Consider the following 23584-nt stretch of genomic DNA (forward strand, 5'->3'; position numbering starts at 1 on the left):
ATTGTCTTGGTCGGCGGTGCCTTGCAGAATGGCGGTTTTTGACAATCTGCATTCAATTTCTGCCGGAGCCACGGATGAACATCGGCCTGTTGCTGTACCCCGGTTGCATGCCCGCCGGCTTGCTGGCCTTTGCCGACCTGTTGCACGGCGCTAACCGCCACGCCGGGCGCGAGTTGTTCCACCCACAGTACGTGGCTCTGGCGTCGGGCCCGGTGCGCTGTGCCCACGGCGTGCCGCTGAACGCCGAGGCGGGGCTGGAGCAGACGCCCCTCGATGGCCTGTTGATACCTGGGTTCTGGGCCGAGTCGGCGGCCGACGTCAGCGCGACCCTGGCGGCCAGCGACGCGTTGCTGCAAGCCCTGGCGCGCCAGCGTGGCCCGCAGCTGTGGAGCTATTGCACTGGGGTGGTGTTACTGGCTGCCAGTGGCCAGCTCCAAGGCCGCGCCGCCACCCTGACTTGGTGGTTGCTGGAACCCATGCTGCAGCAGTTTCCCGAGGTGGATTGGCGCAGCGAGCGCACCTGGGTCTTTGATCGCGGCGTGGCCACGGCCAGCGGTGTGGGCGGCTACCTGCCGATCGCCCAGGAGTTGATCCAGCGCCACTTGGGCGCGGAACGCATGCAGCAGTTGAACCAGCTGTTGGTGTTGCCGCGCCCGGTGCAGCCGCACCCGGTCTTTGCCGCCTTGAGCCTGATCCAGCAAGACAGCCCCTGGCTGCGTCGCCTGCAACTGTGGGTCGAACAGACGCCGGCAGAGCAGGCCACCGTGGCGCGCCTGGCACTGGCCATGGGCGTGTCCGAGCGCAGTCTGGCGCGCCGGGTGCGGCTGGAGCAGGGCCAGGCGGTGGGGACGTGGATGCGCTTGGTCAAGCTCAATCAGGTCAGTGAGCGCTTGCTGTTCAGCACCCTGTCGGTGAGCCAGATCAGCGCGGCGCTGGGCTTCAGCAGCGACTCGAACCTGAGCCGCATGTTCAAGCAGCAGACCGGGCTGGCACCGCTGCCTTATCGCCAGCGCTATGGCGCGGCGGGGTGACGGCGGCCCTGGGGCTGTGCTCCAATTTGGCCCCGGCCGCCGACGCTGATTCTGTGTCTGAACCCATGCCCAAACCGATACCTGAAGCCCGCTGGACCCTGAGCATTCCCTTGCGCTTGATCGAAGCGCGCTACGGCCCTGGCAATTTCGACGATGCCGGCGACGAGCTGTGCGCCTGCGTGGCGGCGCTGGGGAGTTACGCCTGCCATTTTGACTTTGACAGCCGCCACCCCAACCCCTGGTACCACGTGCTGGTGCTGAGTGTGCCTGGTTTGCCGGCCGCCCTGGTCGAGCCGCTGCTGGCCCGCGTACGCGCCCTGGACCTTCTGAGCTGAGAGCCGCCCCTGATGAACCCTGTCTACGCCCACACCCGCTTTGCCACCGACACCGCGACCCTGGCGATCTTCGACCCGGCCTGCCTGGCCCATCGCGCTGCCGATACGGCGGACTGGTGGTCCATCGCCGAGGATGAAGTGTTGGAAATCAACCTCGGCCATGTGCTGTTCGCCAACCTGGGCAGCGATGGCGACTATGACGTCGAGGTGTATCAGGGGCTGGGGCGTTCGGGCTTGGCCGAGGGCGTGGCGGCGCGCCTGCACGTGCGTTCCGGCTGCCTGTACATCGGCGCCGGCGAACAGGTGCCGGCTGACGGCCTGGGGCCGGAAACCGTGTATGGCGGGGTCTTGCTGTTTGCCCAGTGCGGCACCGTTGACGTGCGGGTCTTTCGCCCGACGCCTGAGCGGCTGGTGGTGGAGTACGCACCGTCAAGCGAGGTCGCCGGCAATGCCTTTGCCGCGACCCCACGTTTGCCCATGCCTTGAGGCCCGGTTCCTGCGTTTGGCTTACCAGTCGTAGGTCATTTCCATGGACGCCACGCGCTCCTGTCCGTAGTAACAGCCGAAGCGGTAGTTGCACGACGACACATACTCCCGGTCAAACAGGTTCTGCACGTTCAGGCTGCCTTGCAGGCCTCGCAGGCTCGGGCTGAGTTTGCCCAGGTCGTAGCTGACGGTGGAGTCGAAGACCACGAACGACGGCACGGTGAAGGTGTTGTCAGCATCCCCGGGTTTCTTTCCGGTGTAGCGTGCCCCCAGGCCCAGGGTCAGGCCGTTGAGCGCTGCTTGGGTGAAGTGGTAGTTGCTCCACAGGCTGGCCGAGACGGGTGCCTGTGCCTCGCTGCGGCTGCCTTCCTCGGAGTAGTTGCTCTTGGTGTAGAAGGAGTCGATGTAGGTGGCTGCCGCCAGCACATCGATGTTGTCGATGCTGGATTTGATTTCCAGTTCCACCCCCCGCGAACGCACTTCGGCTTGTTGCAGTTCATATTCCGGATAGAGCAGGTCGCCGGTGCGCATCTTGGTCTGCTTGATCTGGAACACCGAGGCGGTCATCAGGGTGTTGTCGAACGGCTGATATTTCACCCCCACTTCATATTGCTCGCCCTCGGACGGTTCGAAGGCCTGGCCGCCGCGTTGCGGGGCGCTGGTGCCCACCACCGGCAGGAACGACTGGGAGTAACTGACGTAGGGTGCCAAGCCGAAGTCCGTAACGTAGGTCAGGCCCACGCGGCCGGTGAACTTCTGGTCGTTCTGCTCGGTGACGCTGTGGGCCAGCAGGTCCTTGTTTTCCACTTTGGCCCAGTCCTGGCGCCCGCCGAGGGTCAGCACCCATGGGTCGAGCTTGATCTGGTCCTGCAGGTACAGGCCGGTCTGGCTCACGGTGTTGTCCCAACGGGTGGTCAACTGCGGGGTCACGTTGCGGGTGTCGTAGTTGTTGTTGGCACCGTACAGGTTGATCGGCAGCACGTTACTGGCGTTGTAGCCGGTGTATTTGCGGTTGAAGTTGCGGTGTTCCAGGCCCACCAGAGCGGTGTGTTCCAGAGCGCCGGTGGCGAAGCGGTATTCCAGGTTGTTGTCCAGGGTGTAGGTGCTGTTGTGTTGTTGCCAGTCGAGTTTTGTGCGGGTGGCCTGGGTGTCATCCACCACCCCGGCGGCGCTGACGAAGTTGTACAGGTAGAAGCCTCGGTAGCGGTCGTGGACATCGATGTAGCGAGCGCTCTGGCGGAACTTCAGGTCCTCGGAAAAGGCCTGGCTGAAGTCATAGCCGAGCACGTACTGGTCGCGTTTGTAGTCGTTGTAGTTGGAGTCGCCGAGGAACAGGTCGCGATCGATTTTCTTGCCGTTGGAGGCACGGGTCAGGGTGCCGATGGCCGGCAGTGCCTGGTAGTCGGCCAAGCCGTCATCGCGCTGGATCTGCGCGTACAGCGTCAGCTCCGTGGCATCGCTCGGGGACCAGGTCAGGCTGGGCGCCAGCAGCATGCGCTGGCTGTTGGTGTGGTCCAGTTGGTCGTTGCCTTTTTTGCTCACGCCCACCAGCCGATAGGAAAATTGTTTCTGTTCGTCCAAGGGGCCGCTGCTGTCGAACGCCCCGTTAACCCGGTTGTAGCTACCCACGCCGAGCTTGACCTGGTGACGCGGCTCATGGGTGGGGCGCTTGGACACCATGTTGATCAGCCCGCCGGGCTGGTTCTGGCCGTACAGCACCGACGCCGGGCCCTTGAGCACTTCAATGCGTTCCAGGGTGTAGGGGTCGATCTGCGGGGCGCCGCCCAGGCTGCCGGCATAGGGCAGGTAGGCGCCGTCGAGGTACAGAGGGGTTGGGGCGAAACCCCGGCTGGTGATCTCGTCGGCGATGTTGTTGCGGTCGGTGAAGCCGGTGACGTCGAGCCCGGGGGTGTAGCGCAGGGCCTGGGTCAGGTTGCGCGCGCCCTGGGTCTGCACCTGGTCGGCGGTGACCACGTTGATGGTCTGTGGGATTTCCAGCAGCGGGGTGTCGGTCTTGGTCCCAGTGGCGCTGCGGCTGGCCACATAACCGTCCACCGCGCCCCAGGCTGACTCCGGGGTCTTTCCGGAGATACTGGTCACGCCCAGTTGCAGGCTGTCAGTGCCCTGGGGAATCGGCAGCAGGGAATAACTGCCATTGGCCTGGCGTACGGCCTGCAAGGCACTGCCCTTGAGCAACTGCTGCAACGCCGACTCGGCGCTGTAGCGCCCATGCAGCCCGGCCGATTGCCAGCCTTGTGCGGCGGCAGGCTCGAACGACAGGCTGACCCCCGCGGTGGCGGCGAACTGGGCCAGGGCCGCTTCCAGGGAACCGGGGGCAATCGCGAATTCCAGCTCTGTTTCAGTCTGGGCCCAGGCATGGGGAACCATGACCAGCGTGGCCAGGGGCGCGGCAAGCGTCATGCTCAGCAGTGCGCAGTGCAGGGCTCGGCTTGAGGCGAGGGCGCAGGCAGCGGTCAGTGTCTTGCGTGGGAACAGGGGCGAGGCATTGCTGGGCGTGCGAGGGTACATGCGGGTTCCTTGGGTCCGTTGGCAGTCATGGCGTCTGATGCGCCGCTACCTTCCTTGCCGGACGAGAATCTGAAACACCAACCCCTGTTGAAAAAATAAATGATAACGGCTCGTATCGCGGTGTTAGCCGGCCTCGACCCGGGTCCAGTAACGGCTGAAACGACGAATGCGCACCGGCAGCGTGGTGCTCAGGTTGTCCAGCAATTGGTCGGTGTCGTCCAGTTGAAAGGCCCCGGAGATGCGCAGCCGGGCTACGTCCTCAGTGAAGCCCAGGTGGCCTGGGTGGTAGCGCTGCAACTCGCTGAGCAGTTGCCCCAGGCTCCAGTCGCTGACCACCAGCATGCCCCGGGTCCAGGCATCGGCCTGGGGGTTGGCGGCTTGCACGGTGCCGAGGGCGTTGCCGACAAAACTCAATTGCTGCCCAGCGTCCACGCGCAGGGGCGCGTCCGGCTGGGCGTGGGCGCGCACTTGCACGGCATGTTGCTGCACGCTGACCAGGGTCCGGCCCGCGTCGCTGCGCACCAGGAAACGGGTGCCCAGGGCGCGGATGCTGCCGGCCTCCGTGTGCACGATAAACGGCCGAGCCAGCGGGTCCTGGGCGGTTTCGACGAGGATCTCCCCACGCAGTAATTGCAGTTCGCGTAACTGGCTGCTGTAGCGCACGTTGACGGCGGTGGCGGTGTTGAGCTGCAACTGGCTACCGTCGTCCAGGCGCACGCGTCGCCGTTCGCCGGTGGCGGTGCGTTGGTCGGCCACCAGGCTGGGCAGCGGCGTGGTGCGCCAGGCCAGGGTGCTGAGCGCGCTGCCGGCCAAGAGCAGCGACAGCACTTTCAGCACCTCGCGGCGTTTGGCCCGGGCGCCGTTCAAGGTTGAACGGGCGATGCCCGGTGCAACCCGCTCCAGCTTGTCCTGCAAACGGGCCAGGCGCTCCCAGGCCTGGCGATGACGCAGGTCGTGCTCCAGCCATTGCCGATGGGCTTCGTGCAGCGCTGTGCCCGGCGCCTCCTGGTAGAGGTCGACGTACCAACGTGCGGCGGCTTCCAGGGTGGCGTGGTCCAGGGGCTGGGCCATGCTTCAGTCCTCCACCAGCAGCAGGCAATGGGTCAGGGCTCGCACCGCATGTTTCTTCACGGTGTTGACCGAAATCTGCAGGCGTCGGCCGATCTCCACATGGCTCAGGCCGTCGAGCTGGGTCATCAGGAACACCTCCCGGGTACGGGTGCCCAAGCCATCGAGCAGGGTGTCGATTTCCATCAGCGTCTCGATGATCAGCGCGCGGGTTTCGGGGGAAATGGCCGTAGGCTCAGGCAGGGCGGCGAGGGTTTCCAGGTAGGCCTGTTCCAGGTCTCGGCGACGGAACAGGTCGATCATCAGGCTGCGGGCGATGGTGCTCAAGTAGGCCCGCGGCTCTCGCAGTTCAATGTCTTTGCGCTTGCTCAGGACCCGGACGAAGGTGTCCTGGGCCAAGTCGGCGGCGTTGTCCACACACCCGAGTTTCTTGCGCAGCCAGCCGCACAGCCAGGAGTGATGGTCCTCGTAGAGGCTCTGCACGTGGTGTTGCGGGGAGTGATCGATGGTGGACATGCGAGGGGAAACCCGGAGAGGCATTTGATAATGCATCTCATTTTCTTGCAGGCGCAATGCTTTGGCAAGCCACCTTTGGCGGTGCTTTACGGTGGCGATTGTCAGTTTTCGAGCAACCGACGCCGCCGCTGGGCCATGGCCAGGCACGAGGCCAACCCCAGGGATTCGATGCCGAACCGGTTGATCAGGCCCCGCCAGCCATCACTGCGGATCGTGGCAGCACAGGCACAGCTTGTTGCCCTCGGGGTCGCGGAAGTAGGTGCCGTAGTAATTCGCGTGGTAGTGCGGGCGCAGGCCCGGGGCGCCTTCGCATTGGCCGCCGAGGCTCAGGGCCAGGGCGTGGGCGCGGTCGACCGTGGTGCGATCCGGGGCCAGCAGGGCGATCATCTGGCCGTTGCCGGCGCAGGCGGGTTGGTCATCGAAGGGGCGGCCAATCACCAACAGCGGGCGCGCTTGCCCGGGTGATTGCCAGCCGGCCCAAGGGTGCTGCGGGTCGATGAATTTGGCTTCAAGGCCCAACAGCGTCACCAGGGGCTGATAGAAGGCCAGGGCCTGGTCGAAGTCGTTAACGCCGATGAATACATGGGAAAACATAGGGGTGTTCCTGAGCGTGGAGGCTGTCAGGCACCCTAGCAGACTGTCCGGGCGTTGATCGACTGCTGGCTCTCAGCCCATCGCCGGCGTGTCTGCTGTGCAAGGCCTGCCAGGGCGGCAGGCCTTACCGTCATTGCGGCCTTACAGCTTGAACTTGGCCACCAGGGTGTTGAACGACACGGCCAGGCGCGACAGCTCATGGCTCGAGGCGCTGGTCTGTTGGGCGCCGGTCGCGGTCTGGGCGGACAGGCCCTGGATGTTCACCAGGTTGCGGTCCACTTCGCGAGCCACTTGGGCCTGTTCTTCGGAGGCGCTGGCGATCACCAGGTTGCGCTCGGTGATCTGCGCCACGCCTTCGGTGATCGACACCAGCGCGGCACCGGCTGCCTGGGCCAGGGCACGGGTGCTGTCGGCCTGGGTCTGGCTGCGGCTCATGGTGCCGACCACCGAGGTGGCGCTGGCCTGGGCAGTGTTGATCATGCCTTCGATTTCAACGGTCGAGGTCTGGGTGCGATGGGCCAGGGCCCGCACTTCATCGGCGACCACGGCAAAACCACGGCCTTGCTCACCGGCGCGAGCGGCTTCGATGGCGGCGTTGAGGGCCAGCAGGTTGGTCTGCTCGGCAATGGCCCGGATCACGTCCAGGACCTTGCTGATTTCCTGGGTCTGAGTGGCCAGCGCCTGGACCTGGGTACTGGAGGCGTCGATTTCCACCACCATGCTTTCGATAGCCTGCACCGCTTCACGCACTTTGCCCTGGCCGGCCACGGCATCGCGGTTGGTACTCTGGGAAATTTCCGCGGTGGACACGGCATTGCGCGCCACTTCGTCCACCGCTGCGGTCATTTCGTTGACGGCGGTGGCGGCCTGCTGGATTTCACCGTTCTGCTGGGTCAGGCCGCGGGTGCTTTCATCGGTGACCACGCTCAGTTCTTCGGCGGCCGATGCCAGTTGGTCCGAGGCGCTGGAAATGCTTTGCAGGGTGTCACGCAGGCTGTTCTGCATGTCGCCCAGGGAGCTCAGCAACTGGCCGGTTTCGTCGCGGCTGCCGGGGTTTATCTGCCGGGTCAGGTCGCCGTTGGCCACGCGGCCGGCGGCTTCCACGGCATAGGCCAGGGGCCGGGTGATCAGCCGGGTGATCAGCGAGCCCATACCGACGGCCAAGCCGAAGGCGATCAGCATGCCGATGATCATGGTCAGTTTCAGGCTGTCGATCAGGCTTTTACCGTCAGCGCCCAGCTCATTGGCCTGGTCGTTGTTGGAGGCGATGATGCCGCGCATTTCCTGTTCGGCGGGGGCGAAGCTGGTGCGCACCTCGCTGGTCAGCATGACCCGGGCCCGAGGCAAATCACCGGAGTTCAACGTGCCGATGAATTGCTCGGCGCTCTTGATGTAGGCCGGCCAGTCGCTGCTGAACTTGTCACCCAGCAGGCGCTCGTCATCGCGCAACGGTGTGGCGCGGTACTCGGCAAAGGCTTTGTCCACCGACGCCTTGCGGGCCGCCAGCGACTGCAGGGTGGCCGCGCGATCGGCGTCCGGGGCGTTGTTGGCGACTTGTGACAGCAGTTGGTACAGGTCACGGTTGTGATAGACCATCTGCTGCAGGGATTCGTTGACCTTGTTGATGGACACAACGTTGTTGCTGAACACCGATGAGAGCATGTCCCCCAGGCGGCTGTTGCCGTTCATGCCGATCAGGCCAATCACCAGGGTGATAACGGCGCACAAGATAAAAGCCAGGGACAGTTTTACGGCGAGACGAAGGTCGAGAAACCAGGTCATGAGGAACTACTCATAGAGGGGAAGTTGGATCGGGTCCAGCCATCGGCTTGCCATTGATCGAAGTAACTATCGGCCGATGTTGAGGTTCTATGAGTCAATGCCCGGACTATTTTAATTAAACAGATGACCGGTTCGATCAAAGGCCCGCCACCGCGTTGGTAGCAGGCTTTTAATGATTATTGATAGCGAATGAACGTTGTGGGCAATACATTGAATTAGTACGGTCGTTTCAAACTTTATATCCGCTTACTTGTAACTAAGACGCCGTAAAGTTGCGTTCTGGTCAATCAGGTCCGCAAGCGCCCCAGCCATTCCAGGGCGGTGCGCCAGATGCAGATGCCCAGGAAGTACGCGGACATCGCCAGCCACACCAGCATCACCGTCGGGTTGTTGGCCGGATGGCTGAGCACCAGCAGCAGGCTGCACAGCAGCCAGACAAAGGTCACGGTGATGTTGATCGGCATAAAGCGCCGTACGCGAAACGGGTGCAGGAACTTCATGCGCGACAGGGTCAGCAGGGCCAGGCCAATGATGCTCAACAGGGTGACCCAGGACGGCGGGTCGATGATGTACAGGCACAGGGCAACCACGTTCCAGGCGGCGGGAAAGCCCTGGAAGTAGTTGTCTTTGCTTTTCATGTTGACGTTGCAGAAACAGAACAACGATGACACCAGGATCAGCGACACCGCCAGCAAGTGGGTGTAGTCCGGCAGGTCGATGTAACGGTAGATAAACAGCGCGGGAATGAACACGTAGGTCAGGTAGTCGATGACCAGGTCCAGCACTGAGCCGTCGATATTGGGCAGTACCGATTGGGTGTTGACCTTGCGCGCCAGGGTGCCGTCCACCCCATCGACGATCAAGGCCACGCCGAGCCACATCAGGCACGCCTGGGGTTGGTTCTCGAACAGCGCCAGGGTGGCGAGGAACGCGGTGACCACGCCAGTGGCGGTGAACCCGTGGGCGCCCCAGGCTTTGATTTGGGCCAGATGCACAGTCGATATCACGGGCGTTCTCCAGAAATTAAAGCGTGCCGGGGGCCGGGCAAAAGGGCTGCCGGCAACCCTGGCCGGGTTGCATCTATCGACCGAACGGGCGGGGATAAGGTTCACCGCAGTTTAGTGATAAATGGGCGTTTTTGCTTTGGTTTGCGTGCGGCTTTGAAGGCCGGCCACCGCGTGTGACGGAGCCGGCCAGGGGCGCTCGACGAGAGGGATTACGCCGGGTCTAGGGCACCGGCGCGCTGTCCAGCGTGCTGAGAATGCGGTAGGCCGCCTTGACCCGTTCGGCATTCGGGTAGTTCTTGTTGGCCAGTAGCACCAGGCCCAGACGCTGGCTCGGGACATACACCACGTAGGCGCCAAAGCCGTTGGTGGAGCCGGTTTTGTTCAACAGCACCTGGCCCTTGGGCGGTTGGGGCGGCTTGAGCCAGGTGATGGCTTGGGGTTCAAGGGCCATCGTCGAAGAATTACCCGCCACCAGCCGTTCCAGGCTGATGGGGTAGGTGTAGGTTTCCCAGCCCAGGCCCTGGGTCATGTCGCCCACCTGGTAATAGCCCTGGTGGGTCAGGGCAATCGCCTGTTGCAGGGCTGGCTCCAGGTGTTTGGGTTGCAGGTTGGCGTCGACAAAGTGGATCAGGTCGGCGGCGCTGGTCTTGATGCCGTAGGCCTCGTCATCCAGTGGGCCCGGGCCGACGCGCACAGGCTGGCCGTCTTTGCCGTAACCCTGTGCATAAAGCCCCCTCTGGGCTTCGGGCACCTTGAGGTAGGTGTGGCGCAGGCCCAGTTTGGGCAGCAGGGTCTGGTTCATCAGGCTGTCGAACGGCTGCCCCAGGCTGCGCGCCGCCAGGTAGCCGAACAGGCCGATGCTGGGGTTGGAATACAGGCGCTTGAGGCCTGGGTCGAAGCGCGGTTTCCAGGTGTTGAAGTATTCCAGGGTCTGGTCTGCGCCTTGGACTCCGTCGGGGAACTGCAAGGGCAGGCCGCCGGCGCTGTAGGTCGCCAATTGCAGCAGGCTGACGTGGTCCAGGGCGCTGCCGCGCAGGGCTGGCAGGTACTGACTGGCGGTGTCGCCCAGTTGCAGTTTGCCTTGGGCCTGGGCGTAGGCGCCGAGGGTGGCGGTGAAGGTTTTGCTCACCGAGCCCACTTCGAACAGGGTGTCTTGGCTGACGGCCTGGCCGTCCGCGGTGCTGGCCACGCCGTAGTTGAAGAACTGCACCTGGCCGTTGACGCTGACCGCCACTGCCATGCCGGCAATGCCCTGGGCCTGCATCAAGGGTTGGATGGTGCTGTCCACCAGGTGCTTGAGGTCGGTCTCGGTCGCTGCGGCGCTGGCGCTGAAGCACAGGGCACAAGCGCCAAGAAGCCCCAGTCGGCTCAGGTGTTGTCGGGTCATGATCCACGGTTTCCCTAAGGTGGTGGCAGCGTAACGGCAGGCTGCCCGGCCCGGGAGCATAACGCGCAGCCGCCCCGGGAAACACCGTGGAATGCATCGGGCGCCATGGCGGACGCCCGGGCGGCGACTAGGGTTTGGCCTGCTGGCTAACGCTCGTTGCGCCGCGTTCGCTGTTCAGCGGTTGGGCCCGTGGGCCTTCGTGGCGGCGCCAGGTCAACAGCACGATGCCGCTGACCACCACGGCGCCTCCGAGGATCTGCCCGGCGCCGAGCATCTGGTCCAGCACCAGCCAGCCCATCAGCAGAGTGGCCAGGGGTTCGATGTTCATCACCGGGGCGTTGCGCGGCATGTCCAGGCGCGGCACCGAGATAAACAGCACGATAAAGGCAAAGCCGTAGAGCAGCACCAAGGTGGCCAGGGCCAGCCAACCGCTAGGGCTGGCCGGCAGGTCGAGGCCACCGGGCAGGGCGCCAGCCAGCCCGGCAAAGTTGACGCTGGTGAACACGATAAAAATGGTCAGCAGGCTGCGCACCGAACCGCGTACCTGGGACAGGCGGTGGTCGGTAATCCACAGGGCGCAGGCAAACACGCTGGCGGCGCAGAAGGCCAACCCCACCCCCAGCCACCAGTCGGCGCCCACGCTGTGTGCACTGGCCAGGCGCCCGGGCACATCCAGCACCAGGCCCAGCCCCAGCAAAATCATCAGCATCAGCCCGGCGTTGCGCGCCGTGGGCCTTGCACCGCCCAAGGCCCAGGTCAGCAGCGCCAGGAGGATCGGAAACACATTGGCCACCAGCAGCGCCACCGCCACCGGTACCCGCGCCACTGCCGAGTACAGGCACAGGCTCTGGGCGGTAATCAGCAAGCCCAACAGCAACTGCCAGCGCCAGGCACCCTGGGCCAGGCGCAGGCTCTGGCGTTGCCAGAGCACCAGGCCGGCGAGCACCAGCAAGGTGCCGCCGGAACGCAGCAGAATCGCCAGTAACACCCCGGCGCCATCGTCGAACGCCACCCGGGCGGCCACATGGTTACCGGCAAAGGCACAGCCCATGCACAGCAGGATCAACACGGCAATGGGGCGGGAATAGGCGGGCGGGGCGTTGGCAGGCGCGGTGTGGCGGGTCATGGCAGGTTTTTCCAAAGCAAGGCATCAGCGCGAGGCCGGTGCCGGGGTGATTTTATTATGTTGTCGTACAACTAGGGCGGAATTTGTAGCCTATTCATCGAGGTGGAGCAAGTTGCTGTCTGCTTTGGAAGGAGGGTGTTTAGATTAAGTTATTGTTTTGTATCAATTTTTATTGATGGATAAAGCCTGTTCAGCAGGTGCCGACCGAAGCCGGCTTTCTGTTGGAGGTCGTATGACGTGGCGTGAGTCAGCGCGCGTACAGGCTTTGCAGCACATAGCGCAACGAGGCGGCCAGGGTCTCGCCGTGGCTCAGGCCGTCGAAGCTGTGGTAATCCAACTGCAGCTTCGGTGCCTGGGCCAATTGGGCGAGCAGTTGCCGAGCCTGGGCGTCTGCCGGCTGGGTCTGCGGCCCTCGGGGGCTGGCCGGCTCAGCGCTGCCGCGCATCAGCAGCAATTGTGCCGGCTGGTCGGGCAGGTTGTGGGCTTCGGCCAAGATCGCGCCGTCGCCCCACCACAACGACGGGCTGGCCGCCGCGTAGTGGGCAAATTCCCCGGGCCGGCTGAACAACGCATGCAGCACCAGCAGGCCGCCATAGGAATGGCCCCAGAGGCTTTGCTGCCGACGGTCGATGGGGGCCTGGGCGGCCACCGCCGGTTGCAGGCGTTCGCGCAGCAGATCGAGGAAAGCCTCGGCGCCGCCGCTGGGTTGTCCGGTCAGCGGGTCTTTTTGCTCCGCCAGGCCCGGGCGCTGGGGCGTGTAGTCCAGGGTCCGAGCGTCGCGCTCGATGCGCAGCGGGCTTTGGTAACCCACCGCCACCAGCAGCGGTGCGCGGTCGGCGGGCAGGCTTTTCAATTGCTCTGCATCCAGGGCGCCGATGGCAGCGTTGCCATCGAGCATCCACAGCACCGGGTAACCCGCCGCCGGGGCCGCACCGCGTGGGCGGCCGATCCACAGTTGGTAGTGGCGCCTGCCGTCGGCGGAATCCACCAGCAGGCTGCTGAAGCGGTAGGGCAGGTCCTGGCGTTCCAGCAGTTGGCGGTCCATGGTCTGCTCCGGCGCCGGTTGGGCCTGGGCATTCAGGCCCGTGACTGCCAGGGCCAGGCTCAGGGCCAGGGTCAAGGTCGAAGGTCTCATCAGCGGCTCCCGTCTGCGGCTTAGAACGATGCGCTGAGGCTGGTGTACAGGGTACGCCCCGGCTCGTTGTAGGTGGCCGCGCCAGCGCCGGCGATATTGTTCACGCCCTGGGCATTGCCCTCGCGGTACAGGCGTTTGTCCAGCAGGTTGTCGACGCCGGCGGTCAGGCTCAGATGGCGGGTCAGGGCGTAGGTGCCGCTGAAACCGGCAATAGCGTAAGGAGACAGTTGTTGGGTGGCGCTGCCGGTCACCGGGTCGCCGTGGTAGTCGTACTTCTTCGGCGTCTGTTTGCCGTACCAGGCCACGCTCAGTTGCAGGGACAGGTCCTGGGTGGCCTGCCAGTCGAGCATCGAGTTGAGGGTGTAGCGCGGGGTCACCGAGAGGTAGTCGCCGGTCTGTTTGTTTTTCGATTGCAGCATGTAGGTGAAGTTGTTGTTCCAGGTCAGTTGCTCGGCCAGGGGCAGGGTCAGGGTGCCTTCCAGGCCTTCGACCAGGGCCTTGGGCACGTTTTCCCACTGGTAGACGGCGGCGTTGGCGAAACTGCCGGTGCCGCCGCTGGCGCTGCCCACCGAGCTCAGGCCCGATTCCACTTTGTTCTTGTAGTCGTTGCGGAAGTACGTCAGGCCCGCCACCAGGCCGTTGGCCTTGTACTCCAGGCCCAGTTCCTTGTTGACGCTGGTTTCGGCCTTGAGGTCGGCGTTGCCTTGCAGGTAGCAACTGGTGGTCTGCCCGTAGCAGCCCTGGCCACGGCTGTAGAGCAGGTAGTCGGGGTTGAGTTGGTAGAGGTTTGGCGCCTTGTAGGCCCGGGCGATGCCCGCCTTGAGGGTCAGGCTGTCGCTCAGGGCCTGGGACAGGTTCAGCGACGGGCTCCAGTTGTCGCCCACCACGCTGTGGTGATCGAAGCGCAGGCCGGGGGTGAGCATGGTGCCGGGCAGCAACTCGATGTTGTCCTCGGCGAACAGCGAGAAGATCTGCGCCGCCGAGTCGGTGCTGCGGTTGCTGCTGGTCAGGCCGCTGACGCTGCCGCCTTCGGTGGTGGCCTGGGTGTTGGCGCTGGGGTCGTCGAGCTTCTGCTGCACCCACTCGCTGCCCAGGGTCAGGGTCTGGTCGACCCCGGCGTGCAGCGGCAGATTGACCTCGCCGTGGGCGGTCAGGTCGCGCAGCACGGCGGTGTAGAAATTGCTGTCGCTGAAGATGCCTTCGGTGCCGCCGGCCAGGCCTTCGTTGATGCGACTGTTGCGGGTCTTTTCGTATTGCAGGTACGCCAGGGAACTGCTGAAGTCCCACTCGCCGCGATGGGTCACGGAAACGTTTTCCCGGTAGGTGCGATTGGTTTCGTGGCCCAGCAGTTTTTTAACCGTGGCATTGCTGTTGGTGTTCTGGGTGTCGCCGGTGTACAGGTTGCCCTGGCGGCTGAAGCCTGCCTCGAGGTCCAGGGTCTGTTCCGGGGTCAGGTGCCAACTGAGCAGGCCGTTGAGGTCCTTGTTGCGCACCCCCTCGCGGCCGGCGGGCAGGGTGCCGGCCTGGTTGCCGATGCGGGTCGACTCGTGGCCAGCGTTGATGTCGGCGTCGTCTTCATCGGTCTTGGCCACATTGCCGTAGACCCGGTAGCTGAGGCTGTCGGTCAGCGGGCCATTGAGGCCGAAGCTCATGCGCTTGGTGGCGCCTTCGCTGCCGTGCTGGGGGAAGGACTGGTACACCGTGGCATTGCCGTGGGTTTGCGTACCGGCCTGCTTGGTGACGATGTTGATGACGCCGCCGGCCGCGCCGTTGCCATAGCGGGCCGCCGCCGGGCCACGGATAACTTCGATGCGCTCCACTTGATCGGCCGGCACCCAGTTGGTGTCGCCACGGCTGTCGCGTTCGCCGCGCCAGCCGTAGCGCACTGAGTTGCGGCTGCCCACCGGCTTGCCGTCCACCAGGATCAGGGTGTTTTCCGGGCCCATGCCACGGATATCGATCTGTCGGTTGTTGCCGCGCTGGCCGCTGGTGGAGTTACCGGTGAGGTTGACCCCGGGCATGGTGCGGATGATCTGCGACAGGTCGTTGGCCGGTGGGCGTTTCTTGAGGTCTTCGGCGGTGATTACCGACACCCCGGGGGCCTGCTTGGTTTCTTCCTTGGCTGTGGCGACCACGTTCTGGGTCGGCAATTCCAGGGCCGGCGGGGCGACGGTGTCTTCGCTGGCGGCCTGCACAGCCTGGGACAGCAGGCAGCAGCTGGACAGCAGTAAAGGCGCCCAGGGGCGCAGGGTGGCGAGGGACATGGGGTGATCTCCGGGCAATCAGCCTGAAACAGGAAGATCACGAATGATAATGACTGTTATTTGCGAGTAAAGCGCATTAACTTTCTAAACACTTCTCGGCGTCGGCGGCGGGCAACAGCAGGTGCATGCACAGCCCGGGCTGGCCGTTGCTGGCCCACAAGCGCCCCTGTTGCAACTCTACCGCCCGCCGGGCAATCGCCAGGCCCAGGCCGAAACCTTCACCAGCGGACGATTCCAGGCGCTGGTAGGGCAGGAAGATCCGTTGCAGATCCTCCTCCGCCACGCCGGGGCCCTGGTCTTCCAGGCACAGGTGCCACGCGTCGCCTTCGCGCCAGCCGCGCAGGCGGACCCGGCCCTCGGGCGGGGAATAGCGGATGGCGTTGCGCAGCAGGTTTTCCAGGGCCTGGGCCAGGCTGTCCAGGTGCACCTGCACGCAGCAGTCGGTGTCCAGCAGGCAGGGCAGGCGCGTGGGGTCCCAGCCGCTTTCAAAGCAGGCGTCTTCGCGCAGGGCTTCCCAGATCGACAGCACCAGCACCGGTTCGGTGGGCAACTGCGGGCGTTCGGTGTCGAGCCAGGCCAGGTCCAGGGTGTCTTCCAGCAGGCGCTGCATGTCGTTGATTTCCCGGTCCAGGCGCTGACGCATCTGCTCCGGCGGCAGGGCGCTGTCATGGGCGATGCGCAGCCGCGCCAGGGGCGTGCGCAGTTCGTGGGACAAGGTGCGCAATAACAGGCGCTGCTGACCCAGGCTCTGGCGCAGGCGCTCGGCCATGTGTTCGAAGGCCAGGGCCAGTTCCCCCAGTTCGTCGGGGCGCTTGACCAGGGGCGTGGCCAGGCCGTCGCTCTCCAGGTCATCGGCGCGCAAGGCGTCGGCGCGGTCACGCAGGCGATTCAGGGGGACGACAAGATGGCGGTACAGCACCAGGCCAAGGAGGGCAGCGAGCAGGGTTGGCATGACCCCGTGGCTGAGCACATGGGTCCAGGGCGTGAGGCCGCCGGGCAACAGGCGCTCGGGCAATTGCATGACCAGTTGGCCCTGCTCCGGGTGCTCAGGGAATGGAATGCTGACGTAAGGCAATTCATCTTGTAGGCGTCGGCTCATCGGCCAGTCCAGCTTGCGCATGTACGTCAGGTGGCTGTACTCCTCGGCCGTCAGCGGCGCAGTCCCCAGGCTTTCCAGGCGTGGTCCGATCACCGCCACCCAGGTGCCTTGGTCCTGGGCCAACTGCTGACGGAAAGCCTCCATCGCCTGGGCGTCCCGGGCCTGCCACAGGTCTTCTGCCTGCTGGGCATAGCGGGCCAGGAACAGGCGGTCGGCGGGGTCGAGAAAATAGGTGCGGCGCTCCGCCGACAAGCCCCAGATCCAGATGATCCAGGTCAGCAACAGGCAGAAGCTGATCTGCACCAGTGCCAGTTTCCACAGCAACGGGTGACGCCGCATCAGGCCGGCTCCGTGTCCAGCAGAATGTACCCCTGGCCGCGCACGGCCTGGATCTGCAAGCGCTGCACGCCGATGGCCGCCAGTTTGCGTCGCAAGTTGCACACATGCACATCCAGGCCCCGGTCGAGGCGGGTGTAGATGCGGTGCAGCACCTGCTGATAGAGGAAGGGCTTGCTCAGGGGCTCCCCGGGGTGTTCGCGCAGGGTCGTCAGCAAGCGATATTCCGAACCGGTGAGCCCGGCCGGCTGGCCGTGGCTGAACACGTCCTGGGCCTGGTCATCGAACTGCAGGGCCAGGTTCCCGGCCTCTGGCGCCGGGCGCTGGGCCCGCGCCATGCGCCGCAACAAGGCATCGGCCCGGGCATCCAGTTCGGCCAGGCTGAAGGGTTTGGGCAGGTAGTCGTCGGCGCCCCGGGTAAACCCGGTGATGCGGTCCTGCTCGGCCCCCAGGGCCGACATCAGCATCACCGGCGGGCTCTGTTCGCCCCCCAGGCGTTCCAGCAACGACAGGCCGTCCATGCCGGGCAGCATGATGTCCAGCAGCACCAGGTCAAAATGCCCGGCCTGCGCGGCGTCCAGCCCTTGGGTGCCGCTGGCGCAAGCGGTCACGGCAAAGCCGCGTTGACGAAAGTGCAGGTCCAGGTCGTGACGCAGCCGCGCGTCGTCTTCGACCAGCAGGAGATGGGGAGTCATGGGGGAAAGGGCTTAAATGAGAATGTTTAACATTTGCGGATGATGCACGAATCGGGGGCCCGTGTGCAATTGCATCTATCAGCGGTCCTGTTGATGGTTTACATAACCGCGCCCGGCGTTTGACCTGTGCCGGGGTCTATACTGCGCTTGCCTTTTTTCATCAGGCTCGCCCTGCTCACTGCACAGCCCACCAGGCAGACCATTTGAAACATTCAGTCCTTGTTGCCGCGTTACTTTGGCTAATGCTGGGTGCTCCCGTCAGGGCCGAGCCCTATCAGGTCGTCACTGAAGAGTGGGCGCCGTACAACTACCGCGAGAACAACCAGCTCACCGGTATGTCCACGGAGATTGTGCGGGGCATCATGGCGCTGACCGGGGATGACTTCGAGTTGCTGCTGCTGCCCAGCATGCGAGCTGCTCGCATTCTGCAAACCCGGCCCAAGACCATCATGTATTCCCTGTTCCGTAACGCGGAGCGCGAACCCTTGTACAAGTGGGTCGGACCGATTGTGGACGAGTCCATCTACCCCTATCAGCGAGCCAATACCCAGCAGCCGGTGAACTCCTTGGAGCAACTGATGCTCGCCCCCCGTATCACCACCCGACATGCTGGGCTGATCCCCCGCACGTTGCAGTCGCAGGGCTTCAACAACCTTGAAAAAACCGCCACCGAGAGCTTGCAGTTGTATCGGATGCTGCTCGCCGGGCGCACCGACATCATCGTCGGCGACACCGCGGCGGGGGTGGCTTACTACAGCCGCCAGTTGAACATCGCCCCCGGCACTTTGCGGCAGATTCCCGTCGAGCTTTATCGTTCGTCGCTGCACATCGCCTTCAGCCTCGACTGCGACGACGAGCTGGTAGCCAGCTGGGCCAAGGCCCTGGAGCAAATGCGCCAGTCGGGCGAGTTGAAGCGCATTCAGGAGCGTTACGACCGCCCCGCCCAGTAATCAATGCCCAGGCCAACCCCCAGGCTTTTTGTGGGATGGCCGGTGGGTGCTGATCCCCTTTACCATTCGCCATCGCAGACCCGAATCAGGTAAGCCATGACCTTTACCGATGAGATAACGGCCGCCTTCCCGGCGGCTAATCCGTTGCCGCCGCTGCTGCGCCAGGCCCTCGTGTTGCTGGAAGAGCAGGGCTGCGTGCGCACCCGCCGCGATGGCGGGCGCTACATGACCCTGCACCCGGAACCGGAATACAGCGATATCGCGACCACCAGCTTCCATGTGCCGGAGCCGGCCGACACCGCTGTGTGGACCGCCAGTAAGGACCCCGAGGTTAACCGGCGACTGGTGATATTCCTACGCACCGGCGGGGACGGTTCATGGGCGGGGCTGTGGCGAGATGACCAGGGGCAGCAGCGCATGGTCCACCTGGGCTCGGGCTCCGGGTCGGTGATGCTCTGTGTGCTGACGCGCAACATGGAGGACCTGCTGCGCCTGCTGGCCATCGGTTACGACGAACTCTGCTGGCCTGAGCAATTTCAGCAAACACCTGATGAGGTCCGAGAGGAGGAGTACGGCGATGGCGACTATCCACCGCCGCCCCGTCTGTTTCGCGCTCACGTCGAACAGACACTTGGATTGAGTATTCCGGCGCGGGCAGCGGACATCGTTCCCACGACCGTGAGCATGGATGATCGGGAGTCGGATGACCCTTTCTGGAATTGGCTCAAGCAGGTGAGAGGGGAGTGAGCGCAGGTCCTGTGCTGCTGGGCGAATCGGGTAAAAGTCGCGACGGGGAGTGGGTGGCTGTCAGGGCGGAAACAGGCTCGATGTCCACACCCTGATTTGTGCCAAGGGCGTCTGGTGTTTAGAGTCGGGTCTTTTTTTCATCAGGAGGCTCCAGACCATGGAATTGACCCGCACGTTTTTTCGCCCCTCGGCAAAGCCGCTGATGGTGCTGCTGCTGAGCCTGTGTGCCGGCCACTCGCTGGCGGCGAACCTGAGCGACAGCCTGACTCAATGCCAACCGGCGTTCTTCAAGACCTTGTACGAACAACGCGGCGAACTGGGGCGCGTGGTGAAGCTGGCCCAGGATGAACAGCGTGGCCTGGCCTGGGTGCCGGTGGCTGACCGTCGCAAGACCGAAACCGCCCTGCAATATTTCTCCAAGCCCCTCGATGACAAGGGCCTGCGGCTGACCGCTTATTACGACCGGGTCTTTGATTTGGGCGAGCAGGGCACCTATTACTTCTGGGGCTTTGAAGTCGACGCCAGTCGCGAGGCGGTCATGGCCGCGTTGCCCCAGGCGGGTTGGCAGGAGGCCGGCGAGTACTTTATTTCCAGGCCGCAGATCAAGTTGAATGCCGAGTCACCGTGGCAAGACAACCCGGCGGCGGCCTCAGGCATCGCTCCGGCGCCCGGCTCGGCGGAAAAAATCCTTATGCTCAGCATCGAAGACGGCAAGACCCGCTTGCTCTGCTCGCTGCAGGGCAGTGTCGATGCGCGGTTGCTGCATCAGGAGCGGCCGGACATGACCCAGAGGGCTGGCCAATGAATCGGGCCTGGTGCTTGAGCGCCGTCATTGTGTTGGGCGGTTGCACTCACGACGCTGCGCAGACCTCTACCCCGCCGCAGGTACAGCCGACCCCGCCCGCCAACATGTTCACGGTGCTGGCAACCCCGGAGCTGGCCACTTATTTTGCCGGCGACTCCTTGGCCCTTTACCAGAACAACCCGCAGTTGCGGCAGTTCTACCTGGTCAACAACTACGGCAAGCCCACTCAGTTGAGCGGTGGCAAACCACCGATCTACAGCTCCCGTGCAACCCGGGTGATCAACTGTGAGCGGGACGAGTCGGCGCAATTCGGTCGGGTGTATTTCTCCGAGCCCTTTGCCAAGGGTGTGGAAGTCATGCGCAAGGAAGACGTGGCGCAATGGACCCCGTTCCCCCGGCAATCGCTGCTGGGTGAGCTGCGCAATCTGGCGTGCGGCATCGATGCGGCACGGCTCAAGGCGCCACCGTCCAAAGACCCTGCCCATTAACGGCGTGGCCGCTGTGCGGCCAAGCCATGACCCCCGAGCTTTTCCTGAAGTCACCGACCCTTGGGTCGGGACCTTGATGTTGTTTGCTCATTAATAAGGATGTTTTGTGTTGAAAACCTTGCTCAAGGCCGCAGCCCTCATGGCCACGCTGTCGATGACCGGCTGTGTTTCCTATAACGTCACCGGCCCGCTTGGCGCTCCGCTACACCCGGCCCCGATCAGCAGCCCGCGCACCGCGCAACTGGCCGATGTGGTGGTATCCGCCCCCGGCATCGACGAAGCCACCCGCACGGCCATCAGCCGCTCGCTCACCACGCAGCTCAACCAGTACGTGAAGACCGGCGCCTACTTCAATCAGGTCAGTGAATACCCGACGCGCCTCGGCGAGAACGACGTGGTGCTCAAGTTCAACATGACCTCCCTCAAGGGCCATCGCGCGCCGCACCCTGGCTACGTGCCCGGGGCGTTGCTAACCCTGACGATCTGGATCTGGGTCAACGGCCCGATCTACGTCGACACCTTCGACCTGGCAGGCAACCTGGTGGTTGTCGACCGCGACGGCAAAGAGCTGGCCAGTGCCCAGGAGCAGGTCAAGTTCGAGCGTAACGTCGGTCTCTATGGCCGTGAATACTGGGCACCCACCCAGGGCGCCAAGCAACTGAATGAACTGGTGTCGCAGTTGCTCGATACCGCCACGGCGCGTTTGCCAAAACACTAAGTTCAAGGAGCAATCTATGTTGGGTTCAATCAAACATGCCCTGGTGCTCGCGGCCGTTCTGCTGACGGGCTGCGCGTCCTACTCGCAACACGAACTGCCCCCGGTCAAGGCCTGGCCGCCAACCGCCGAAGCGCCAGCGCAAAAGCCCAGCGCCTTTGTGCGCACCACCGCGATGTTCCAGGTCAACGGTGGGCCGGCCAACGCCGCCGCTGGCGCCCCGGCCGCGGCCTGGGAAACCGCGGTGGCCGAGGCGTTCCGTGAGTCCGGGCGCTTTACCCGGGTCAGCACCGACAAGGTCGAATCGGACCTCTATGCCGAAGCCACCCTGTACAACAACGAACAGTTCAGCATGGCCTCGGCGATCATCACGGGCGCGACCTTCTTTATCATTCCGTCCACGGCGAAAAACACCTTCACCCTGGAAACCGTGTTCAAAGACAAGGACGGTCAGGAAGTGGGGCGCATCCGTAAAAGCGAATCGGTGCGCACCTGGATGCAATTGCTGCTGATCGTGGCGATTCCCTTCCAGCAAGACACCCGCGACGTGGTCCAGGAACTGGCCCGCAGCACCCTGGAAGAAGCCGTGCAGCGTCGCCTGTTGTAAACGCGACGCGAGCGGCACTGCTGCCGTTGAAACGCCGCTTGGCCTGACGGGCAAGCGGCGTTTTTTATGGGCGTGAATCGGGCGATGGGGTGGATGCGGATTGGACACCCAGGGCTGATTTCGATTAAATCTGCGGCCTGTTTTCCCGCTGCTTGAACCCCAGGAATCGATACGAATGGATGCGATCGTGCGCATAGTGTTGTTGGCCGCGCTGGCTCTTTTGAGCGCGTGTGGCAGTGCCGGCAGAGACCTGGGGGACGAGGGCGCTTATGACCCGTACCGACAGCCCTCTGTCGAAGGCGCGGCGACCGGTACTCTGCCCAAGGTGTCCGACCCGGCGCGCAATGCGTTCGTCGACAAGATGACCGGGATCGTCACGGTGTTCTTTGCCACTAACCGTAACGTGCTTTCCGACACAGGCTGCGTTGATGCGCTGGGCCAAAAGCGCGGCAAATTGCTGGTGTACGGCTACTGCCATGTGAAGATTCCGTTCGACCACAAGACCGGGGTGATCGAATCGCCGTCCTGGTTCAAGCTCGAGTGGTCCGAGAACCCGGATAAACATATTGCCATCCTCGGCGGGGGCGTGGTGGCCAAGGCCGAGTTCGATCAACTGATCAGCCATCGCCTGAAAGAAAACGGCTCCAGTTTCATCTATGTGCACGGCTACAACGTGACGTTTGAAGACGCCGCCAAGCGCACTGCGCAGATGGCCTACGATCTCGATTTTAAAGGGGTGCCGGCGTTCTATAGCTGGCCCTCGGCGGGCAAGCCCCAAGAGTACGTGCCGGATGAAGCGGCGATCGAGGCGGCCAAGACCAAGTTTTACGCGTTCCTGGTGGACTACCTGAAAAAGCCCAGTGTGAAGAAGGTCTACCTGATCGCCCACAGCATGGGCAATCGCGCCGTGGCCAGTAGCCTGGTGACCCTGAACATGCAGCACCCGCAGCTCAGGGGGAAAATCAAGGAAGTCATCCTGGCGGCGCCGGATATCGATTCCGATGTCTTTGCCGATGAAATCGTCCCCGGCATCACCCCCGCCAAATGGCCGGTGACCCTGTATGTCTCGGATAAGGACTGGGCGTTGCTGGCCTCCAAGACCTTTCACAAATACCCCCGCGCGGGCTTTGTATCCGACAACCTGATGGTGGCGCCCGGCATCGATACGGTCGACGCCAGCCTGGTCAAGACCGACTTTCTCAGCCACTCGTACTACGGCGATTCGACCACGCTGATCTACGACATCTACAACATCATCAACACCGGCAAACGCCCAGGGCAGCGGCAAAAACTTTCCCAGGTCACTGATGGGAACGGGGTGTATTGGCGCTTTACGCCTTAGCCGTAGCAGCCACTGACGTCGATGGGGAGCAGGGCCATGAACGACCGTTTCTCGCGTGTACCCAGGTGGGTTGTGGCGGTGCTCGTGGTTTCGACTCCCGTTACGTCAGGCGCGTGTAGGACGGAGAAGGTTCAAAATGCCTGCGCGGTGGAGCCAGGCGATGCTCGACGTGATCAGTAGCAGCATGATGGCGGGCACGGGACTACCGCCAATAACCACCAGGTGGGTGAAGGTCGCAAAACCCATGGTGATCGCGAGCAGCAGACCCGCCAGCCCAGCGCTAACGGGGATCAGCAGGGCGATAGCGGCGGTAACTTCGATCAGCCCCGTCACGCTACAGAACCACTGGCCCACGCCAATATGTTCGAAGACTTCGACCATCATGGGCACGCCAGCCAGCTTGGCACCGCCAGCGGCCAGGAATGCTGCCGCAGCAACCAGACGTAATCCGAGGGATGTGTACTTTAAAGCTCTGCTCGGGGTGTTCGACGCGGTGGACGCTTGGTGGCTCATCGTCGTGTTCTCTTTGGAGGGCTCAGC

General features: G+C 63.8%; 23 protein-coding genes and 1 pseudogene. 10 read left to right on the top strand and 14 right to left on the bottom strand.

The genetic code is table 11. The features are described 5' to 3' along the window. Positions 1-74: 74 nt before the first annotated feature. From M1B35_RS15470 to M1B35_RS15480, 3 genes are all read left to right on the top strand, one after another. The gene (locus M1B35_RS15470; protein WP_268262426.1) at positions 75-1031 is read left to right on the top strand and encodes a GlxA family transcriptional regulator; all 957 of its coding nucleotides are present in this window, start codon (positions 75-77) and stop codon (positions 1029-1031) included. A 65-nt stretch (positions 1032-1096) separates the two neighbouring features. Further along, positions 1097-1366, top strand: a complete 270-nt coding sequence (locus tag M1B35_RS15475) for a hypothetical protein (protein ID WP_268262427.1) — start codon at positions 1097-1099, stop codon at positions 1364-1366. A gap of 12 nt (positions 1367-1378) precedes the next feature. Continuing rightward, entirely contained in the window at positions 1379-1852 is a 474-nt protein-coding gene (locus M1B35_RS15480; protein ID WP_268262428.1) for a DUF6386 family protein, read from the top strand. Positions 1853-1873: 21 nt separating this feature from the next. Here the strand turns inward: M1B35_RS15480 and M1B35_RS15485 are convergent, their stop codons facing one another. The 13 genes and pseudogenes from M1B35_RS15485 to M1B35_RS15540 all read right to left on the bottom strand — a co-directional run bounded on the left by M1B35_RS15485 (position 1874) and on the right by M1B35_RS15540 (position 17390). After that, positions 1874-4273, bottom strand: coding sequence for a TonB-dependent siderophore receptor (locus M1B35_RS15485; RefSeq protein WP_268262514.1), 2400 nt, complete (start codon positions 4271-4273; stop codon positions 1874-1876). A 231-nt stretch (positions 4274-4504) separates the two neighbouring features. Further along, the gene (locus M1B35_RS15490) at positions 4505-5452 is read right to left on the bottom strand and encodes a FecR domain-containing protein (protein ID WP_268262429.1); all 948 of its coding nucleotides are present in this window, start codon (positions 5450-5452) and stop codon (positions 4505-4507) included. A gap of 3 nt (positions 5453-5455) precedes the next feature. Further along, a complete protein-coding gene (locus M1B35_RS15495) occupies positions 5456-5965 on the bottom strand; it encodes a sigma-70 family RNA polymerase sigma factor (protein ID WP_268262430.1) in 510 nt (169 codons plus the stop codon). Between the two features lie 201 nt (positions 5966-6166). Continuing rightward, positions 6167-6559, bottom strand: a complete 393-nt coding sequence (locus M1B35_RS15500) for a VOC family protein (RefSeq protein ID WP_268262431.1) — start codon at positions 6557-6559, stop codon at positions 6167-6169. A gap of 141 nt (positions 6560-6700) precedes the next feature. Continuing rightward, positions 6701-7564 carry a methyl-accepting chemotaxis protein gene (locus M1B35_RS32260; protein WP_425273417.1) on the bottom strand — a complete coding sequence of 288 codons (864 nt, stop codon included), beginning with the start codon at positions 7562-7564 and terminating at the stop codon, positions 6701-6703. Further along, a pseudogene (locus tag M1B35_RS32265) lies at positions 7556-8341 on the bottom strand (MCP four helix bundle domain-containing protein); the annotation flags it as partial. The gene M1B35_RS32260 and the pseudogene M1B35_RS32265, both read right to left, overlap by 9 nt. A 287-nt stretch (positions 8342-8628) precedes the next feature. After that, complete coding sequence (pcsA, locus tag M1B35_RS15510; RefSeq protein ID WP_123335221.1) at positions 8629-9348, bottom strand: phosphatidylcholine synthase; 720 nt, start codon at positions 9346-9348, stop codon at positions 8629-8631. Between the two features lie 220 nt (positions 9349-9568). Further along, positions 9569-10735 (bottom strand): class C beta-lactamase, encoded by a 1167-nt coding sequence (gene ampC, locus M1B35_RS15515; protein ID WP_268262433.1) that lies wholly within the window; start codon positions 10733-10735, stop codon positions 9569-9571. A 127-nt stretch (positions 10736-10862) separates the two neighbouring features. Further along, complete coding sequence (locus tag M1B35_RS15520; RefSeq protein ID WP_123335225.1) at positions 10863-11861, bottom strand: DMT family transporter; 999 nt, start codon at positions 11859-11861, stop codon at positions 10863-10865. A gap of 247 nt (positions 11862-12108) precedes the next feature. Next, complete coding sequence (locus tag M1B35_RS15525) at positions 12109-12996, bottom strand: alpha/beta hydrolase (RefSeq protein ID WP_123335227.1); 888 nt, start codon at positions 12994-12996, stop codon at positions 12109-12111. Positions 12997-13016: 20 nt separating this feature from the next. After that, positions 13017-15260 (bottom strand): TonB-dependent siderophore receptor, encoded by a 2244-nt coding sequence (locus tag M1B35_RS15530; protein WP_268262434.1) that lies wholly within the window; start codon positions 15258-15260, stop codon positions 13017-13019. A 76-nt stretch (positions 15261-15336) separates the two neighbouring features. Continuing rightward, a complete protein-coding gene (locus M1B35_RS15535) occupies positions 15337-16698 on the bottom strand; it encodes a HAMP domain-containing sensor histidine kinase (RefSeq protein ID WP_268262435.1) in 1362 nt (453 codons plus the stop codon). After that, a complete protein-coding gene (locus M1B35_RS15540; RefSeq protein ID WP_268262436.1) occupies positions 16698-17390 on the bottom strand; it encodes a response regulator transcription factor in 693 nt (230 codons plus the stop codon). The genes M1B35_RS15535 and M1B35_RS15540 overlap by 1 nt, the downstream gene beginning before the upstream one ends. Positions 17391-17632: 242 nt before the next feature. Between M1B35_RS15540 and M1B35_RS15545 the strand changes: the two genes are divergently transcribed. The 7 genes from M1B35_RS15545 (at position 17633) to M1B35_RS15575 (ending at position 23044) form a co-directional block, all read left to right on the top strand. After that, positions 17633-18340, top strand: coding sequence for a substrate-binding periplasmic protein (locus tag M1B35_RS15545; RefSeq protein WP_425273416.1), 708 nt, complete (start codon positions 17633-17635; stop codon positions 18338-18340). A gap of 96 nt (positions 18341-18436) precedes the next feature. Continuing rightward, entirely contained in the window at positions 18437-19087 is a 651-nt protein-coding gene (locus tag M1B35_RS15550) for a hypothetical protein (RefSeq protein ID WP_123335238.1), read from the top strand. Positions 19088-19244: 157 nt separating this feature from the next. Next, positions 19245-19892: a hypothetical protein gene (locus M1B35_RS15555; RefSeq protein WP_268262438.1), complete on the top strand. Its 648-nt coding sequence runs from the start codon at positions 19245-19247 to the stop codon at positions 19890-19892. Beyond that, positions 19889-20380: a surface-adhesin E family protein gene (locus M1B35_RS15560; protein WP_123335242.1), complete on the top strand. Its 492-nt coding sequence runs from the start codon at positions 19889-19891 to the stop codon at positions 20378-20380. The genes M1B35_RS15555 and M1B35_RS15560 overlap by 4 nt, the downstream gene beginning before the upstream one ends. A gap of 106 nt (positions 20381-20486) precedes the next feature. Beyond that, complete coding sequence (locus tag M1B35_RS15565; RefSeq protein ID WP_123335244.1) at positions 20487-21098, top strand: hypothetical protein; 612 nt, start codon at positions 20487-20489, stop codon at positions 21096-21098. A 16-nt stretch (positions 21099-21114) separates the two neighbouring features. Continuing rightward, positions 21115-21702 carry a hypothetical protein gene (locus tag M1B35_RS15570; RefSeq protein ID WP_123335247.1) on the top strand — a complete coding sequence of 196 codons (588 nt, stop codon included), beginning with the start codon at positions 21115-21117 and terminating at the stop codon, positions 21700-21702. A gap of 175 nt (positions 21703-21877) precedes the next feature. Continuing rightward, on the top strand, positions 21878-23044 hold the full coding sequence (locus M1B35_RS15575; RefSeq protein ID WP_123335249.1) for an alpha/beta hydrolase: 1167 nt from the start codon (positions 21878-21880) through the stop codon (positions 23042-23044). 105 nt (positions 23045-23149) lie between these two features. Here M1B35_RS15575 and M1B35_RS15580 read toward each other — a convergent pair whose 3' ends face one another. Further along, positions 23150-23557, bottom strand: coding sequence for a DoxX family protein (locus tag M1B35_RS15580; protein ID WP_123335251.1), 408 nt, complete (start codon positions 23555-23557; stop codon positions 23150-23152). Positions 23558-23584 lie beyond the last annotated feature (27 nt).

The organism is Pseudomonas morbosilactucae (assembly GCF_023241665.1).
Classification (GTDB): Bacteria; Pseudomonadota; Gammaproteobacteria; order Pseudomonadales; family Pseudomonadaceae; genus Aquipseudomonas; species Aquipseudomonas morbosilactucae.

Bases quoted from the DNA above. Each gene is read 5' to 3' on its own strand.
- M1B35_RS15470 (WP_268262426.1), top strand. From the start codon at position 75: ATGAACATCGGCCTGTTGCTGTACCCCGGTTGCATGCCCGCCGGCTTG.
- M1B35_RS15475 (WP_268262427.1), top strand. From the start codon at position 1,097: ATGCCCAAACCGATACCTGAAGCCCGCTGGACCCTGAGCATTCCCTTG.
- M1B35_RS15480 (WP_268262428.1), top strand. From the start codon at position 1,379: ATGAACCCTGTCTACGCCCACACCCGCTTTGCCACCGACACCGCGACC.
- M1B35_RS15485 (WP_268262514.1), bottom strand. From the start codon at position 4,273: ATGACGCTTGCCGCGCCCCTGGCCACGCTGGTCATGGTTCCCCATGCC.
- M1B35_RS15490 (WP_268262429.1), bottom strand. From the start codon at position 5,452: ATGGCCCAGCCCCTGGACCACGCCACCCTGGAAGCCGCCGCACGTTGG.
- M1B35_RS15495 (WP_268262430.1), bottom strand. From the start codon at position 5,965: ATGTCCACCATCGATCACTCCCCGCAACACCACGTGCAGAGCCTCTAC.
- M1B35_RS15500 (WP_268262431.1), bottom strand. From the start codon at position 6,559: ATGTTTTCCCATGTATTCATCGGCGTTAACGACTTCGACCAGGCCCTG.
- M1B35_RS32260 (WP_425273417.1), bottom strand. From the start codon at position 7,564: ATGCAGAACAGCCTGCGTGACACCCTGCAAAGCATTTCCAGCGCCTCG.
- ampC (WP_268262433.1), bottom strand. From the start codon at position 10,735: ATGACCCGACAACACCTGAGCCGACTGGGGCTTCTTGGCGCTTGTGCC.
- M1B35_RS15520 (WP_123335225.1), bottom strand. From the start codon at position 11,861: ATGACCCGCCACACCGCGCCTGCCAACGCCCCGCCCGCCTATTCCCGC.
- M1B35_RS15525 (WP_123335227.1), bottom strand. From the start codon at position 12,996: ATGAGACCTTCGACCTTGACCCTGGCCCTGAGCCTGGCCCTGGCAGTC.
- M1B35_RS15530 (WP_268262434.1), bottom strand. From the start codon at position 15,260: ATGTCCCTCGCCACCCTGCGCCCCTGGGCGCCTTTACTGCTGTCCAGC.
- M1B35_RS15535 (WP_268262435.1), bottom strand. From the start codon at position 16,698: ATGCGGCGTCACCCGTTGCTGTGGAAACTGGCACTGGTGCAGATCAGC.
- M1B35_RS15540 (WP_268262436.1), bottom strand. From the start codon at position 17,390: ATGACTCCCCATCTCCTGCTGGTCGAAGACGACGCGCGGCTGCGTCAC.
- M1B35_RS15545 (WP_425273416.1), top strand. From the start codon at position 17,633: ATGCTGGGTGCTCCCGTCAGGGCCGAGCCCTATCAGGTCGTCACTGAA.
- M1B35_RS15550 (WP_123335238.1), top strand. From the start codon at position 18,437: ATGACCTTTACCGATGAGATAACGGCCGCCTTCCCGGCGGCTAATCCG.
- M1B35_RS15555 (WP_268262438.1), top strand. From the start codon at position 19,245: ATGGAATTGACCCGCACGTTTTTTCGCCCCTCGGCAAAGCCGCTGATG.
- M1B35_RS15560 (WP_123335242.1), top strand. From the start codon at position 19,889: ATGAATCGGGCCTGGTGCTTGAGCGCCGTCATTGTGTTGGGCGGTTGC.
- M1B35_RS15570 (WP_123335247.1), top strand. From the start codon at position 21,115: ATGTTGGGTTCAATCAAACATGCCCTGGTGCTCGCGGCCGTTCTGCTG.
- M1B35_RS15575 (WP_123335249.1), top strand. From the start codon at position 21,878: ATGGATGCGATCGTGCGCATAGTGTTGTTGGCCGCGCTGGCTCTTTTG.
- M1B35_RS15580 (WP_123335251.1), bottom strand. From the start codon at position 23,557: ATGAGCCACCAAGCGTCCACCGCGTCGAACACCCCGAGCAGAGCTTTA.